Here is a 13,850-nt window from a genome sequence, read left to right as displayed (position 1 = left end):
GCCCCCAAAACCGCCAATTTTTGATCAAATCATTGATTTCGGCCGCAATTAGGCCCCGAGCCCGTTCTTTAACTTCTGTTGACCATGCCCGCCGTGGAGCCGGCCGGCACGGTTGGTTCAGGTTGCGACCAAAAGGGCCAAAGGGTAAGATTTTATACATTGGCTTCAGGGCATGACGCTATGGTTGGGGTGCGAACATTGCCCGATGGGTGTGGAGCTTAGCCTTTGAAATACCGCTCGCTGGTTCGCGCGCTCGTCACGTCGGCTGCCCTTGCGGGTGCCGGTGTGCTGTTGGCCGGCTGCAACAGCGACGAAATCTCACTCGCCACTAACGCCAAGGCCAATCAGCCGGTCCCGCCGAAGCTGATCCAGGCGATGGTCGAAAAGGACATGGACCTGAATTCGCCGGTCCTGGTCCGGCTGTTCAAGCAGGAAGCCGAGCTTGAGGTCTGGAAGCAGGATCGCTCAGGACGCTTTGCGCTGCTGAAGACCTATCCGATCTGCCGCTGGTCCGGCGATCTCGGACCCAAGGTCCGCGAAGGCGACCGTCAGGCGCCGGAAGGCTTCTACAATATTTCGCCGGCGCAGATGAATCCGCAGTCGGCCTACTACCTCTCCTTCAACACCGGCTATCCCAACGCGTTCGACCGTTCGCTCGGCCGTACCGGCTCGCAGTTGATGGTACACGGCGATTGCTCCTCGCGCGGCTGCTACGCCATGACCGACGAGCAGATCGCGGAAATCTATTCGCTCGGCCGCGAATCGTTCTTTGGCGGCCAGAAATCGTTCCAGTTGCAGGCCTATCCGTTCCGGATGACGCCGATCAACATGGCCAAGCACCGCAACAACCCGAACATGCCGTTCTGGAAAATGATCAAGGAAGGCTACGATCATTTCGAGGTGACAAAGCAGGAGCCCAAGGTCGATTTCTGCGAAAAGAAATACGTGTTTGATGCCATGCGGGCGCCGAACGCCACGCGTGACCCCGTGTTCGACGCCTCCGCCAAGTGCCCGGCCTACGCGATTCCGGAAGAGGTCGCCGACGCCGTGCGCGAGAAGCAGGCCACCGATCTCGCCGAGACCGCCAAGCTGATTGCCAAGGGAACACCGGTTGCGCGGATCAATACCGGCATCGACGGCGGCATGAACAAGATATTCGCCGCCCGGGTGCCTGAAGGCAACACCGGCCTGTCCGAAGGCGGCGACAGCCAGGGCCTGTCGGTGCTGGCGCTGTCGCGCGCGCCGGGCACCATTCCGTCAACCGTCAATCCGCCCCGTGCGCCGGCGTCGCCGTCCGACAACCTGCTGCAGGGCGCGCCCGAAGAGCCGAAACTGGCGGCAGCACCGGCGCCGACGGCCGGACCGACCCGGGTCGCGAACGCCGCGCCGACAGCGCAGAACGACGGCTTCTTCTCCAGCCTCGCCCGCAAGGTCGGCATCGGCGGCACCGCGGATTCGACCGCCACCACGGCCAGCGCACCGCCGCCGCCCGCGAAGCCGAAGGTGATCGAGGCCAAGCGAACCGAAACGCCGCGCCCGGAAGCATCGGTCCCGAAGACGTCAGCGCCCAAGGTTGCCGCCGCCAAGCCGGCGTTAAAACCGTCCGTCTCCGATGCGCCGGCGCAAGCCGTCGCCCCTGCGCCCTCAGCACCCAGCCAGGTTGCGGGCTCGGCGCCGATCGTGTCGTCGAACTCGTTCGACAGCCGCTTCGGGGCAGTGAAGTAAGCGCGAAGCGCTTCTGACTCCTGCAAAACAACAATCTCCAGTCCAGTATTCCCTGAATATGGACGAGCTGATCAGAGCCACGGAAGCTCGTAACAAGCTCGCGGGAATTGAGAAGCTTTCCGAAAGGGAAATTGAATCAGTTCGTAAGGAGATGAACAGTGAGAAGGGAAGCCATATCGGTGAAGGCGGCACGATGGGCGTGTCGAAAACCACTTGATCGTTATTTTCGATCAGCTTGCGGCTCATCGATAAACGCAACAGGCGTACCTTTCTTTACGTTTTTGCCGAGCCAAGCCACATCCCAGTTGGTTAACCGGACGCACCCATGAGACTCAGATTTGCCTACCTTGCTTGGATTGGGCGTGCCATGGATGCCGTAGCCTTCTGCAGACAGGCCAATCCAATATGACCCGACAGGATTGTTTGGTCCTGGCCCAATTGTGAACGGCTTTTTGGTCTTCACGCCTTTGAATTTGTAATCTGGATTATAGCGATAATTTGGGTTGGCATCAGACGAGCTGACTTTAAACGTACCGGTAGGTGTGGGCTTCTCTTCGCTGCCAACAGACGCCGGAAAAAATGCAACCATCGCGCCCGAGGGGTCGAAGACCTTAACGGCTTGAATCGTCTTGTAGACTTCAATTCGGCCGATCGTTGCTGAACGCTTGTTCAAGACGTTCGCCACCGAAATTGTGTCGCCTGCTTTGTCAAACTGCTTACCAGGATTCAAAAGTACCAGCAGAGCTTCGCTCATATGAAATCGCTCTGCGATGCCCTCCCGTGGGCTGGAGTAGTCTAGAGCATTTTCCACCTAGCATGCGGCATATCCGGAGTTGCGGAAGTAGTTGGCGCATTCGTCCGGCAGGAAGGCGTCGAGCAGGCAGGCGATGCGGTTCCAGAGGCTCTCCACGGAGCGCTCGGCAGCCTTTCGTAACAAGGCTTTGAGTTTTGCGAAGAGCTGCTCGATCGGATTGAAGTCCGGCGAATAGGGAGGCAGGTAAAGCAGCTTTGCGCCTGCAGCTTCGATCGCTTCACGTATCCCCGGCACCTTATGGGCACTGAGATTGTCCAGCACGACAATGTCGTTTGGCTTGAGGGTCGGTACCAGGACCTGTTCGACATAGGCGAGGAAGGCATTGCCGTTCATCGGGCCGTCGATGACGCATGGTGCGGTAAGGGCTGTGGAGCGCAGGCCCGCAACAAAGGTGCTGGTTTTCCAGTGACCATGCGGGATTTTGCCGACCAGCCGCTCGCCGCGCGGAGCCCGGCCGTACAGCCGTGCCATCTTGGTCGAGGTGCCGGTTTCGTCGATGAAGACCAGTCGGTCGGGATCGAGCTTGGGTTGATTGTCCGCCCATGCCGTCCGCGCCGCGGCGACGTCAGGCCGATCTTGCTCGGCCGCCCGAACGCTTTTTTTTGAAGCTGATGCCGTGGCGGTCGAAGAACCGCCAGACCGACCCGATTCCCGCCTTTTGTTGATGCTCATCGAGCAGACGGCGCTGGATCTCTTCCAGAGTCAGGTCCGGTTCCTGCCGAACCAACCCAAGCAACCATTCCTCATGCTTCTTCAACGGCGACCGGCTCTGACCCTTGTTGGATTTGGCCTCAAAGCTACCGGTCTCCCGCCAGCGCTGTGCCCAGCGGATCGCCGTCGAATCCCCAATCACAAACTGTCTTGCCGCAGCCCGCGCCGCCGCGCCACCCTCAACAACCTGGATCACTCGAATTCGTAAGTCGTTCGAATACCCCATTGCCAGCCTCCTCAGTCCGAGAAGGCCACAGAATCTTATTCGCAGCTCAATGGGAATCCCTTCGATTCACAGAAAATGGAAAATGCTCTAGAGACTTTAGGTCTTTCATATCTTCGAGCTTCGAAGGCAGCCTTTTCAAAAAAGGTCCTTTCACATCGCCTTCTGTAATCTTGTATTCAATGATGACCGGGTCTTGGCTAGTCGCGACGAGCTTCGTCCACGAATCCGCCGTCAGAGCGTCACTTGTCGGAAGACCGTTGGCCAGGGCAAACGCCTTCAACGCTTTTTGCGCATTCGCACCAAGCTTGCCGTCAATTTCGCCCGGCGAGAACTGCGCACGGTCAAGGAGAATTTCGGCTTTGACGACTGCTGGGTCTACGGAATCTTTAGATGTCCGCTTGGAGCTATATTGAGCATTATTGATTGCCGAAGCATCGAGCGTTGCTCCCCAAGCGGGCAATACCAGGCAAACCCATAGGCTCGAAGCCGGCAACAAGCGAGCTATGCGTCGAACCTTGGGTATATGCTCGGTCACGGTGAGGGCTTCTTCAAACAGAGAGCGACGGTCGGTGGGGTGGCGCAATTTGCTCCATTGGGAGCACCACCGCTCGGGCAGAACACCGAGGCCAAAATCTCGGTCGCCTCGCAACTTACCTGCCCGTCGGCCTGCACGACACGAACTGGGGTACCGGGGTCACCCTTATCGCCTTTCTCTCCCTTTTCACCCTTCACTCCTTTGTCCCCAGGAGCACCTTGCGGCCCCTGCGGACCTTGGGCGCCAGTTTGGCCCTGTGTCCCGGCAACTCCTTGAATACCTTGCGCCCCTTGAGGCCCTGCGGGACCCTGCGGTCCTGGGTCGCCCTTGGGCCCGGGGTCTTTTCCGCAAGCGGCAAGCGAAAGCGACGCTCCAACGAGCATGACTGTCAAAAATCTCACGGATGTGCCTCGAAGGGTCAATGAAACTGTTCAACAATGCGGCGAGAAGAACGTTGGTTCCCGATCCACTGAACAGGCCAATTTAAACGTAGCTCTCCTGGTCGAGCTGTCTGGCCGCCCCTCTCGGCTTTCTGCGTGAAACCACCTGCTAAGCTCGGAACGACGCACCTATTGGACCGTTGAGGTCATAGCCTGCATCGCCTGTTTAGCGCCGCTCGCATCCTTGGCCGGGAACAAAGCCATGAAAGACTTCGCTAACGCATCCTTTTCACCGGATACCGTCGCTATCCTGCAGTCTGCGATGGAGGCGGCCGTCGCAACACTTCCAGATCCGGTGAGTTCATCGAACGTACAATCGATAGCCCAGTCTATCCTCCGCAGTGCCAAAGACGGCGAACGAGATCCTGTTGCGCTGCAACGGCTGGCTTTGCTGGAGCTACAAATTATGCCCCGTAGCTGACTTTGGTCGCCCGCCAATTTGTTCGAAGGGTGGGAAATGAGAACCGGGTCGTTTTTTATTATAGCGCTTACGTGCACGCCTCTGGTTGCTGTGGCTCAACCCATCAGTTGGCACGACTATGTTGTGCCTGAAAGTGAAGCCAAGATGGCGAAGTGCGACGTCCAGCAACTTGGCGATGCCGGATTTCACATTGTACTTTCGGCGCCGGATGAAGACGGCGCCTTAACCGTCACCCGAGGCGCAGTAGACTCAACAACAGAAAGTTCTGCTAATGGGTGAGTTGCTTGACAAGCTCAACGCTCCAAAAACCTTGGGCAAGGGGCGTCCCGAAGATGCGAATCGAGCATTGGTGGACCAGTTTGCGGAGGATCTTTTCTCCGTGGTTGAAAAGGTCCACACAACAGCAAGGAAATTAAACTTGCCGGGAATGCCGTTGCATGTCGTTAGAAAATGGACTCGGCAGGCACCTTTGCAAGCACTCGGAGTCGCATTTCTTGTTGGTGTAATATTGGCCCGACCGAAGCGGTAAGGTCTTCCATATCCTTTCGTTGACGGAGCGAGCGCCTTCCAGCCGTGGTGCCCCTGAAGATCAGCAAGCAGGTTGAAATACCTTCAATGAGTCGGCGATCGATTCGCCAGCTTAACTCAAAGTATTGCCTATTGTGCGCCTAAGCATAGCGCCCGTGGCAGTGCTTGTACTTCTTGCCGGATCCGCACGGACAATCCTCGTTGCGGCCGACCTTGCCCCAGCTTGCGGGGTTTTTCGGATCGCGGTCGGCGGCGGCGGTCGCCGGCACCAGCGAGGCGCCGGCGAAGGCCATCTCGTCTTCGCCGGTATTGGGATCGAGCTTGTGCGCTTCCATCGGCGGCAAGGCCGGCTGCTGTTCCTCCGGCGGCACGATTTCGACGCGCATCAACTGCGCCGTCACCGCCTCGCGCAGATGCGCGATCATCGCCTCGAACAGGCTGAACGCCTCCGACTTGTATTCCTGCAAGGGGTCGCGCTGGCCGTAGCCGCGCAGGCCGATCACCTGGCGCAGATGGTCGAGCATGATCAGGTGCTCGCGCCAGAGATGATCGAGCGTCTGCAGCAGGATGGTCTTCTCGACGTAGCGCATCACGTCGGGACCCCATTGCGCGACCTTCGCCGCCATGTGCTCGTCGACATGCTTCTCGATGCGCGCCAGCAACTCCTCGTCGGCGATGCCTTCTTCCTTGGCCCACGTCTCGACCGGCAGGTCGACGTCGAGCACGCGCTTCAATTCGTCCTTCAGCCCGGCGACGTCCCACTGCTCGGCATAGGCATGCTCGGGCACGTGCTTGGCGACGACGTCCTCGACGAAAGCGTGGCGCATGTCGGCCACCGTCTCGGCGACACTGTCGTCCTTCATCAGGTCGATGCGCTGGTCGAAGATCACCTTGCGCTGGTCGTTCTGGACGTTGTCGAACTTGAGCAGGTTCTTGCGGATGTCGAAGTTGCGGGCCTCGACCTTCTGCTGCGCCTTCTCCAACGCCTTGTTGATCCAGGGATGGATGATCGCCTCGCCCTCTTTCAGGCCGAGCCGCGTCAGCATCGAGTCGAGCCGGTCGGATCCGAAGATCCGCATCAGATCGTCTTCCAGCGACAGGAAGAATTTGGAGCGGCCGGGATCGCCCTGGCGGCCGGAGCGGCCGCGAAGCTGGTTGTCGATGCGGCGGGATTCGTGCCGTTCCGAGCCGATGATGTAGAGGCCGCCCGGCTTCCTGACGGTCTTCGCGGGCTTGCCGCCCTTGGCGGGCTCGATCTCGACCTCGTCCTCGGCCTTCAGCACGATGTCGCGGAAACGCTCGACGTCGGCCTTGATGAGTTCGATCTTGGCGGCCTTCTCGGCCTCGTCGGTGATGTCGGCGGTCTCGTGCAGGATCCGCATCTCCAGCGAACCGCCGAGCTTGATGTCGGTACCGCGGCCGGCCATGTTGGTCGCGATCGTGATCGCGCCGGGGACGCCGGCTTCGGCGACGATATAGGCTTCCTGCTCGTGGAAGCGCGCGTTCAGCACCGCGAACAGCTTGGCCGGCTTGCCGGCGCGGGCCGCGGCATAGAGCTTGTCCATGCCGGATTCCGCGCCGAAATCGATCTGCTTGTAGCCGTGCTTCTTGAGGTATTCGGCGATCACTTCCGACTTCTCGATCGAGGCGGTGCCGACCAGCACCGGCTGCAGCCGCGCATTGGCGCGCTCGATCTCGGCCAGGATCGCGGCGTATTTCTCGTTCTGGGTACGGTAGACTTCGTCGTCCTCGTCGAGACGCGCGATGTTCACATTGGTCGGGATCTCCACGACCTCGAGCTTGTAGATGTCGAACAATTCGTCGGCTTCGGTCAGCGCCGTACCGGTCATGCCGGCGAGCTTTTCGTACATCCGGAAATAGTTCTGGAAGGTGATCGAGGCCAGCGTCTGGTTTTCCGGCTGGACCTGGACGTGCTCCTTGGCTTCCAGCGCCTGGTGCAGGCCCTCGGAATAACGGCGGCCCTGCATCATGCGGCCGGTGAACTCGTCGATGATGACGACTTCGCCGTCGCGGACGATGTAGTCCTTGTCGCGATTGAACAGCGAATGGGCGCGCAGCGCCTGGTTGATGTGATGCACGACGGAGACGTTCTCGATGTCGTAGAGCGATTCACCCTTGAGCTGGCCGGCGTCGCGCAGCAACGTTTCGATCTTCTCCATGCCGGCTTCGGTCAGCGTCACGGTGCGCTGCTTCTCGTCGACGTCGTAGTCGGTCTTGTCGAGCTTGGGCAGGAAGGTGTCGATGGTGTTGTAGAATTCCGAGCGATCGTCGAGCGGGCCGGAAATGATCAGCGGCGTGCGCGCCTCGTCGATCAGGATCGAGTCGACTTCGTCGACGATGGCGTAGAAGTGGCTGCGCTGGACCATGTCCTCGAGCCGGTACTTCATGTTGTCGCGCAGATAGTCGAAGCCGTATTCGTTGTTGGTGCCGTAGGTGATGTCGCAGGCATAGGAATTCTTGCGCTCGGCATCGTCGAGGCCGTGGACGATCACGCCGGTGGTCATGCCGAGGAAGCCGTAGATCTGGCCCATCCATTCGGAGTCGCGCTTGGCGAGGTAGTCGTTGACGGTGACGACGTGGACGCCCTTGCCGGCGAGCGCGTTGAGGTAGACCGCAAGCGTCGCGACCAGCGTCTTGCCTTCGCCGGTCTTCATCTCGGCGATGTCGCCCTCGTGCAGCACCATGCCGCCGATCAGCTGGACGTCGAAATGGCGCTGGCCGAGGGTGCGCTTGGCCGCCTCGCGCACGGTGGCGAAGGCCGGCACCAGGATGTCGTCGAGCGTCTTGCCGTCGGCGAGCTGCTGGCGGAACTCGGCGGTGCGGGCCTTCAGCGCCTCGTCCGACAGCGCGGCGAGCTCGGGCTCAAGCGCGTTGATGTCGTTGACGCGGGACTGATATCCCTTCACCCGCCGATCGTTGGCGGAGCCGAAAAACTTGCGGGCGAGCGCGCCGATCATGCCAATTCCTGCCTTTGCCGTACTTGCGTTTCAGCCGTGACGTGGTCCCACCGGGCTGCCTATCAACTCACCGTGACGCGTCGTGGCGAACGCCCCTTTTGAGGGGCCATCCGCCTGATGAGTGGGAATTAAGCAATCCAAGGTTCAACGGCAAAAACCACAGCAAAATAAGCTTAATACCGTCGATAGGTTCCGGCAGAGATATGGCTGGGCCGGGGGGTTGTCAACGTGGCCCGTATGTCAAGGAATTCATCATTTTGACAGACTTTTCGCGTTGCCAAGCCCTCACGATTGGGCGAGTGTCCCGCCGCCTTTGGCGTTCCCCTTCTTCAAGACAAGGATTTTGCATGACCTCCTCGTTCCCGGAAACGAAAACCGGCCTGCGCTTCGGCTTGGCCTCCCTGGCCGTGACCGGCTGCCTGGCCGCGCTTTTGGCCACCGGCCTGCCGGTCCGAGCCGAGGACAATCCCGTTCTCGCCAAGGTCAACGGCGTGGAGATCCGCCAGAGCGACGTCGCCCTCGCCGAAGAGGAACTCGGTCCCAGCCTCGCCCAGATGGATCCGGCCACCAAAAAGGACAACGTGCTGTCCTTCCTGATCGACCTGAAGATCGTCGCCAAGGCCGCCGAGGACAAGAAGGTCGAGAATTCCGAGGATTTCAAGCGGCGGATGGCGTTCACGCGCAGCCGCCTCTTGATGGACAGCCTGCTGGCCACCGAAGGCAAGGCCGCGACCACCGACGACGCCATGAAGAAGGTCTACGAGGAGGCCTCCAAGCAGATCACCGGCGAGCAGGAAGTTCATGCCCGCCACATCCTGGTCGAGACCGAGGATGAGGCCAAGGCGATCAAGGCCGAGCTGGACAAGGGCGCGGATTTCGCCGAGCTGGCCAAGAAGAAGTCCAAGGATCCCGGCGCGTCCGATGGCGGCGATCTGGGCTTCTTCACCAAGGAACAGATGGTGCCGGAATTCTCCGCCGTCGCTTTCACGCTCGAGCCCGGCAAGATCTCCGATCCGGTCAAGTCGCAGTTCGGCTGGCACGTCATCAAGGTTGAGGAAAAGCGCAGCCGCAAGGCGCCCGATTTCGAGCAGGTCAAGGCTCAGATCGAGACCTATGTGACGCGCAAGGCGCAGGCCGAATACGTCGGCAAGCTGCGCGAAGCGGCCAAGATCGAGCGCATGGACAAGCCGGCCGAGACCGCGGCGAAGCCGGATGCGCCCAAGCCTGAAACCGCCCCGGCGAAACCCGACGCGGCGAAGGATTCCAAGATGGCGCCGGCGAAGAAGTAAAAATTCGCTGTCACTTCTTCGAGACCAATAGTATTTACCATCGTCATGGCCGGGCCGAAGTGCCCGGCCATTCTACGTCTGGGGATGCCGTCGACCGGCCCCGGGGACGTGGAAGGCCGGCATGAATCCGGATCTGCCGATTGTCGAACCGGTCGAAGAAGGTGCTCGCATGTCCACCGCTGTCTCTCCCCTCGCCCCGACCGATGTCCCCGACATGCCCGCGATTGCGGGCGTCAGGCTTGCCACCGCGGCGGCCGGCATCCGCTACAAGGGGCGCACCGACGTGCTACTGGCCGTCATGGACAAGGGCACCGCCGTCGCCGGCGTCTTCACCAGGTCGAAATGCCCGTCCGCGCCGGTCGAATGGTGCCGCGCCAAGCTCGGTCCCGGCAAGGCGCGCGCGCTGGTGGTGAATTCCGGCAATGCCAACGCCTTCACCGGCAAGACCGGCCGGCAGTCGACGGCGCTGACGGCCTCGATCGCCTCAAAAGCGGTCGGCTGCAGCGCCAATGAAATCTTCCTGGCCTCCACCGGCGTGATCGGCGAACCGCTCGACGCCACCAAGTTCGACGGCGTGCTGGCGACGCTGGCCGACAGTGCCACGCCAGACGACTGGATGGGCGCCGCGAAGGCGATCATGACCACCGATACCTTTCCGAAGGTCGCGACCGCGACGGTGAAGCTTGGCAAGGCCAAGGTCACCATCAACGGCATGGCCAAGGGCGCCGGCATGATCGCGCCCGACATGGCAACGATGCTGTCATTCGTGTTCACCGATGCGCCGCTGTCATCCGCCGTGCTGCAATCGCTGCTCAAGAGCGGCGTCGAGGACACCTTCAACGCCGTCACCATCGACAGCGACACTTCGACCTCCGACACCCTGCTCGCTTTCGCCACCGGTGCTGCCGCTGCCCATGGCGCACCAAAGATCACCCGCGCCAGCGATCCCAGGCTGAAGGCATTTGCAAAAGCGTTTCGCGAAGTGCTGGCGGATCTCGCCGAGCAGGTGGCGCGTGACGGCGAAGGCGCCCGCAAGCTGGTCGAGATCATTGTCGAGGGCGCCACCACCAAGTCGTCGGCGCGCAAGATCGCCATGTCGATCGCCAACTCGCCGCTGGTCAAGACCGCGATCGCCGGCGAGGACGCCAATTGGGGCCGAGTGGTGATGGCGGTCGGCAAGGCCGGCGAGCCTGCCAACCGCGACAAGCTCTCGATCTCGTTCAACGGCATCCGCGTCGCCAAGAGCGGCGCGCGCGATCCGTCCTACAACGAGGCGGAAGTATCCGAGGTGATGAAGAACCCGAAGATCCAGATCAAGGTTTCGCTTGGATTAGGCAAGGGCCGCGACCGCGTACTGACCTGCGACCTCACCAAGGAATATGTCGCGATCAACGGCGATTACCGGTCGTGAATAGCTCGCAGCCCGAAGCGACCGCGCATGGCTGAGATCAAACTTACCCTCGTGGTCGCCTGTGCCCTGGTCGACGCCGACAAGCGCGTGCTGATCGCGCAACGCCCGCAAGGCAAGGCGCTGGCCGGGCTGTGGGAATTCCCCGGCGGCAAGCTCGATCCCGGCGAACGGCCGGAGCAGGCCCTGATCCGCGAACTGCGCGAGGAGATCGGGATCGATGTCGCCGAGCCCTGTCTGGCGCCGCTGACCTTCGCCAGCCACGCCTATGAAACCTTCCATCTGCTGATGCCGCTCTATATTTGCCGGCGCTGGGAAGGCATCGTGACCGCCCGCGAGGGCCAGCAACTGGCGTGGGTCCGCGCCAACAAACTGCGCGATTACCCGATGCCGCCTGCGGACATTCCGCTGATCCCGCATTTGATCGATTTGTTGATGTGAGGCGGCAACCGCGCCCACTGCCGTCATGCCCGGACTTGATCCGGGCATCCATCTGAAAAGAATCTTGCGAAGCGAGATGGATTGCCGGGTCACCTAGCGCGAAGACGCGCTTCGCGCTGTTGCCCGGCAATGACGACTTTACTTCGGCGCCCGCTTCACCGCCGCTTCGAGACTCGATTTCGCCGAGCCCGGCCGCAGCGGTTTGGGCTGGCTGTCATGCGGCGCCCAGCCCGAGAGCCAGATGATGTCGAAGGTGGCGCGGATGCGCCCGTCGGGGTCGGCGAAACGCTCGGCGTAGATCTGCGCCATCCGCAGCATGGTGGCGCGGCGGGTCGGTATCCGCCGCCGTTCGATCAGAATGTTGGTCGCACCCATCCGGCGCAAATCGGCCATCAGCGCGAACGCGCTGTCGTAGCGCACCACGACGCGGTCGACGTCGGTGACCGGCAGCGCCAGGCCAGCGCGCTGCAGCAGGCCGCCGATGTCGCGCAGATCGGCAAACGGCGCGACCCGCGGCGAGACGCCGCCTTCGCACTCGGCTTCCGCCGCGGCAAAGGACTGTCGGAGTTCGGTCAGCGTATCGCCGCCGACCATCGCCGCCAGCAACAGCCCGTCCGGCCTCAGCGCGCGGCGGATCTGCGTCAGCACGCCGGGCAGATCGTTGACGAACTGAAGCGCGAGCGCGGAGAGTGCGAGATCGAGCGATTCCGGCTCGAGCGGCAGGGTTTCGGATTCATCGAGATCGACGCGGGTGATCGACGCAAAGCGATCTGCGAGCGGCCATGGCAGCAATTCACCGGGTGACCCAATTTCCGCCACGTCGGAAAACCCGCGCGTCACCGCCTGCAGCCGGTCCGCCATGTCTTCCACGACACGATCGAGCAGGAACGCCACCGGCCCGGCCCGCCGCGCACGATCCATCCGCGCCCGCAGCAAGGCGCGGTCGAACAGATGGGGCGCAGTGTTCGGGTCTGAAGCCATGCCGGTTGGTACGACGGTCAGCAGTCCATCTCAATCCCTCACGATGCGCGCGGCTTCGCCAATCCGGACTGAATCGAACGAAATTCGGCATGACCGCGCCTCCCAGCCAAGCTATCAATGCGCGCGCGGTTCGCGGCGCGACGGAGCATCGGACGATGATCACTTGTTACCTGCGATACGAAGTCCCTCTGGGTAAGCTCGCCGAATTCGAGGCCTATGGCAGGATGTGGATCGAACTGGTGCCGAGATTCGGCGGCATCCATCACGGCTACTTCCTGCCGTCCGAAGGCGCGAGCGACATTGCTCTCGCGATGTTCAGCTTCCCGAGCCTTGCAGCCTACGAACAATACCGGAAGGACAGCGCCGGAGATCCGGACGTTCAGAAAGCGATCGACTTTGCGAAGCAAACCCGCTGCTTCATCCGGTATGAACGATCATTCTTCCGGCCGGTGTTTCCCTGAGAGGCGGCCGCGGGATCGGCTTGAGCCTGACGCCGGACGGCGCTAGCCTCGCACCATGGACGCCGAGGCATCACCACCACACTCCATCGCCGGCCATCTGCGCGGCGCGCTCAATGCGTGCCGCGGCGCGTTCGCGCATATTCCGCGGCTCGCGCTCGACATTGCGCTGCCGACGCTGTGCGTCTCCTGCCGCGAGCCGGTCGACGGCGAAGGCGTCTGTGCGGAATGCTGGGCCAAACTGTCGTTCGTCGCGCCGCCGTTCTGTCCGCGGCTCGGCATTCCCTTCATCTACGATCCCGGGCCGGAATTGCTGTCGATGGAGGCGATCGCCAATCCGCCAGCCTACCACAGAGCCCGCGCCGCCGTGCGCTACGACGACGTCGCACGCACGCTGATCCATGCCCTGAAATACCAGGACCGCACCGATCTGGCGCCCGCCATGGGCCGCTGGATGGCCCGCGCCGGCCACGAACTGCTCGCCGAGGCCGACGTGCTGGTGCCGGTTCCCCTGCATTGGCGCCGCGGCTGGAGCCGCCGCTACAACCAGTCCGGCGCACTGGCACGGGTGATTTCGCGCCAAACCGGCGTGAAACTGGCCACCGAGGCGCTGCGGCGGGTCCGCGCGACCGAGCAGCAGATCGGGCTGTCGCGGCCGCAGCGCGCCAGCAACGTGCAGGGCGCCTTCAAGGTCGCGCCCGAGCGCAGCGCCGATATCGCCGGACGCCGCGTCGTCCTGGTCGACGACGTCCTGACCTCTGGCGCCACCACGGATGCCTGCGCCCGTGCCCTATTGCGCGCCAAGGCCGCGCAGGTCGACGTGCTGGTATTCGCGCGGGTTGTGGACACCCACCGGGCTCCCATATAATTCAAAGTCTTGTAGTTCAAAGTCTTG

Annotated in this window: 13 protein-coding genes and 1 pseudogene; 9 read left to right on the top strand and 5 right to left on the bottom strand. The window is 61.9% G+C overall.

Annotation, left to right across the window (positions count from 1 at the left end; all coding sequences use genetic code 11):
* Positions 1 to 225: 225 nt before the first annotated feature.
* Positions 226 to 1,725 carry a L,D-transpeptidase family protein gene (locus BLR13_RS19595; RefSeq protein WP_074820425.1) on the top strand — a complete coding sequence of 500 codons (1,500 nt, stop codon included), beginning with the start codon at positions 226 to 228 and terminating at the stop codon, positions 1,723 to 1,725.
* Positions 1,726 to 1,738: 13 nt separating this feature from the next.
* Complete coding sequence (locus tag BLR13_RS40240; RefSeq protein ID WP_283806918.1) at positions 1,739 to 1,942, top strand: low affinity iron permease family protein; 204 nt, start codon at positions 1,739 to 1,741, stop codon at positions 1,940 to 1,942.
* A 3-nt stretch (positions 1,943 to 1,945) separates the two neighbouring features.
* Here BLR13_RS40240 and BLR13_RS19590 read toward each other — a convergent pair.
* From BLR13_RS19590 to BLR13_RS40235, 3 genes and pseudogenes are all read right to left on the bottom strand, one after another.
* A pseudogene (locus BLR13_RS19590) lies at positions 1,946 to 2,527 on the bottom strand (L,D-transpeptidase); the annotation flags it as partial.
* Positions 2,528 to 2,536: 9 nt separating this feature from the next.
* A protein-coding gene (locus BLR13_RS19585) for an IS630 family transposase (RefSeq protein ID WP_143039769.1) occupies positions 2,537 to 3,482 on the bottom strand; the annotation gives its coding sequence in 2 pieces (ribosomal slippage) (positions 2,537 to 3,146 and positions 3,145 to 3,482; 948 coding nt in all).
* Between the two features lie 40 nt (positions 3,483 to 3,522).
* Positions 3,523 to 4,059, bottom strand: coding sequence for a peptidoglycan-binding domain-containing protein (locus BLR13_RS40235; protein ID WP_171944902.1), 537 nt, complete (start codon positions 4,057 to 4,059; stop codon positions 3,523 to 3,525).
* A 594-nt stretch (positions 4,060 to 4,653) separates the two neighbouring features.
* Between BLR13_RS40235 and BLR13_RS19570 the strand changes: the two genes are divergently transcribed.
* Positions 4,654 to 4,872: a hypothetical protein gene (locus BLR13_RS19570; protein ID WP_074820436.1), complete on the top strand. Its 219-nt coding sequence runs from the start codon at positions 4,654 to 4,656 to the stop codon at positions 4,870 to 4,872.
* Between the two features lie 271 nt (positions 4,873 to 5,143).
* On the top strand, positions 5,144 to 5,401 hold the full coding sequence (locus tag BLR13_RS40230; RefSeq protein ID WP_143039714.1) for a hypothetical protein: 258 nt from the start codon (positions 5,144 to 5,146) through the stop codon (positions 5,399 to 5,401).
* 139 nt (positions 5,402 to 5,540) lie between these two features.
* Here the strand turns inward: BLR13_RS40230 and secA are convergent, their stop codons facing one another.
* The gene (gene secA / locus BLR13_RS19565) at positions 5,541 to 8,378 is read right to left on the bottom strand and encodes a preprotein translocase subunit SecA (RefSeq protein ID WP_074820438.1); all 2,838 of its coding nucleotides are present in this window, start codon (positions 8,376 to 8,378) and stop codon (positions 5,541 to 5,543) included.
* A 347-nt stretch (positions 8,379 to 8,725) separates the two neighbouring features.
* On the opposite strand from secA, the gene BLR13_RS19560 reads away from it, so the two are divergent.
* From BLR13_RS19560 to BLR13_RS19550, 3 genes are all read left to right on the top strand, one after another.
* A complete protein-coding gene (locus tag BLR13_RS19560) occupies positions 8,726 to 9,667 on the top strand; it encodes a peptidylprolyl isomerase (RefSeq protein ID WP_074820439.1) in 942 nt (313 codons plus the stop codon).
* A gap of 169 nt (positions 9,668 to 9,836) precedes the next feature.
* A complete protein-coding gene (gene argJ / locus BLR13_RS19555) occupies positions 9,837 to 11,078 on the top strand; it encodes a bifunctional glutamate N-acetyltransferase/amino-acid acetyltransferase ArgJ (RefSeq protein WP_074831324.1) in 1,242 nt (413 codons plus the stop codon).
* Positions 11,079 to 11,105: 27 nt separating this feature from the next.
* Positions 11,106 to 11,516, top strand: a complete 411-nt coding sequence (locus BLR13_RS19550) for a (deoxy)nucleoside triphosphate pyrophosphohydrolase (protein ID WP_074820441.1) — start codon at positions 11,106 to 11,108, stop codon at positions 11,514 to 11,516.
* 138 nt (positions 11,517 to 11,654) lie between these two features.
* Here the strand turns inward: BLR13_RS19550 and BLR13_RS19545 are convergent, their stop codons facing one another.
* A complete protein-coding gene (locus BLR13_RS19545) occupies positions 11,655 to 12,497 on the bottom strand; it encodes a methyltransferase domain-containing protein (RefSeq protein ID WP_074820443.1) in 843 nt (280 codons plus the stop codon).
* Positions 12,498 to 12,652: 155 nt separating this feature from the next.
* Here BLR13_RS19545 and BLR13_RS19540 point away from each other — a divergent pair, with 155 nt between their 5' ends.
* Positions 12,653 to 12,958, top strand: coding sequence for an NIPSNAP family protein (locus tag BLR13_RS19540; protein WP_074831326.1), 306 nt, complete (start codon positions 12,653 to 12,655; stop codon positions 12,956 to 12,958).
* Between the two features lie 55 nt (positions 12,959 to 13,013).
* The gene (locus BLR13_RS19535; RefSeq protein ID WP_074820445.1) at positions 13,014 to 13,823 is read left to right on the top strand and encodes a ComF family protein; all 810 of its coding nucleotides are present in this window, start codon (positions 13,014 to 13,016) and stop codon (positions 13,821 to 13,823) included.
* Positions 13,824 to 13,850 lie beyond the last annotated feature (27 nt).

It is taken from the genome of Bradyrhizobium ottawaense (assembly GCF_900099825.1).
GTDB classification, from domain to species: Bacteria; Pseudomonadota; Alphaproteobacteria; order Rhizobiales; family Xanthobacteraceae; genus Bradyrhizobium; species Bradyrhizobium ottawaense_A.
Note: the sequence above shows the minus strand (reverse complement) of the source record. Positions and strands in the feature narration are given on the sequence as shown.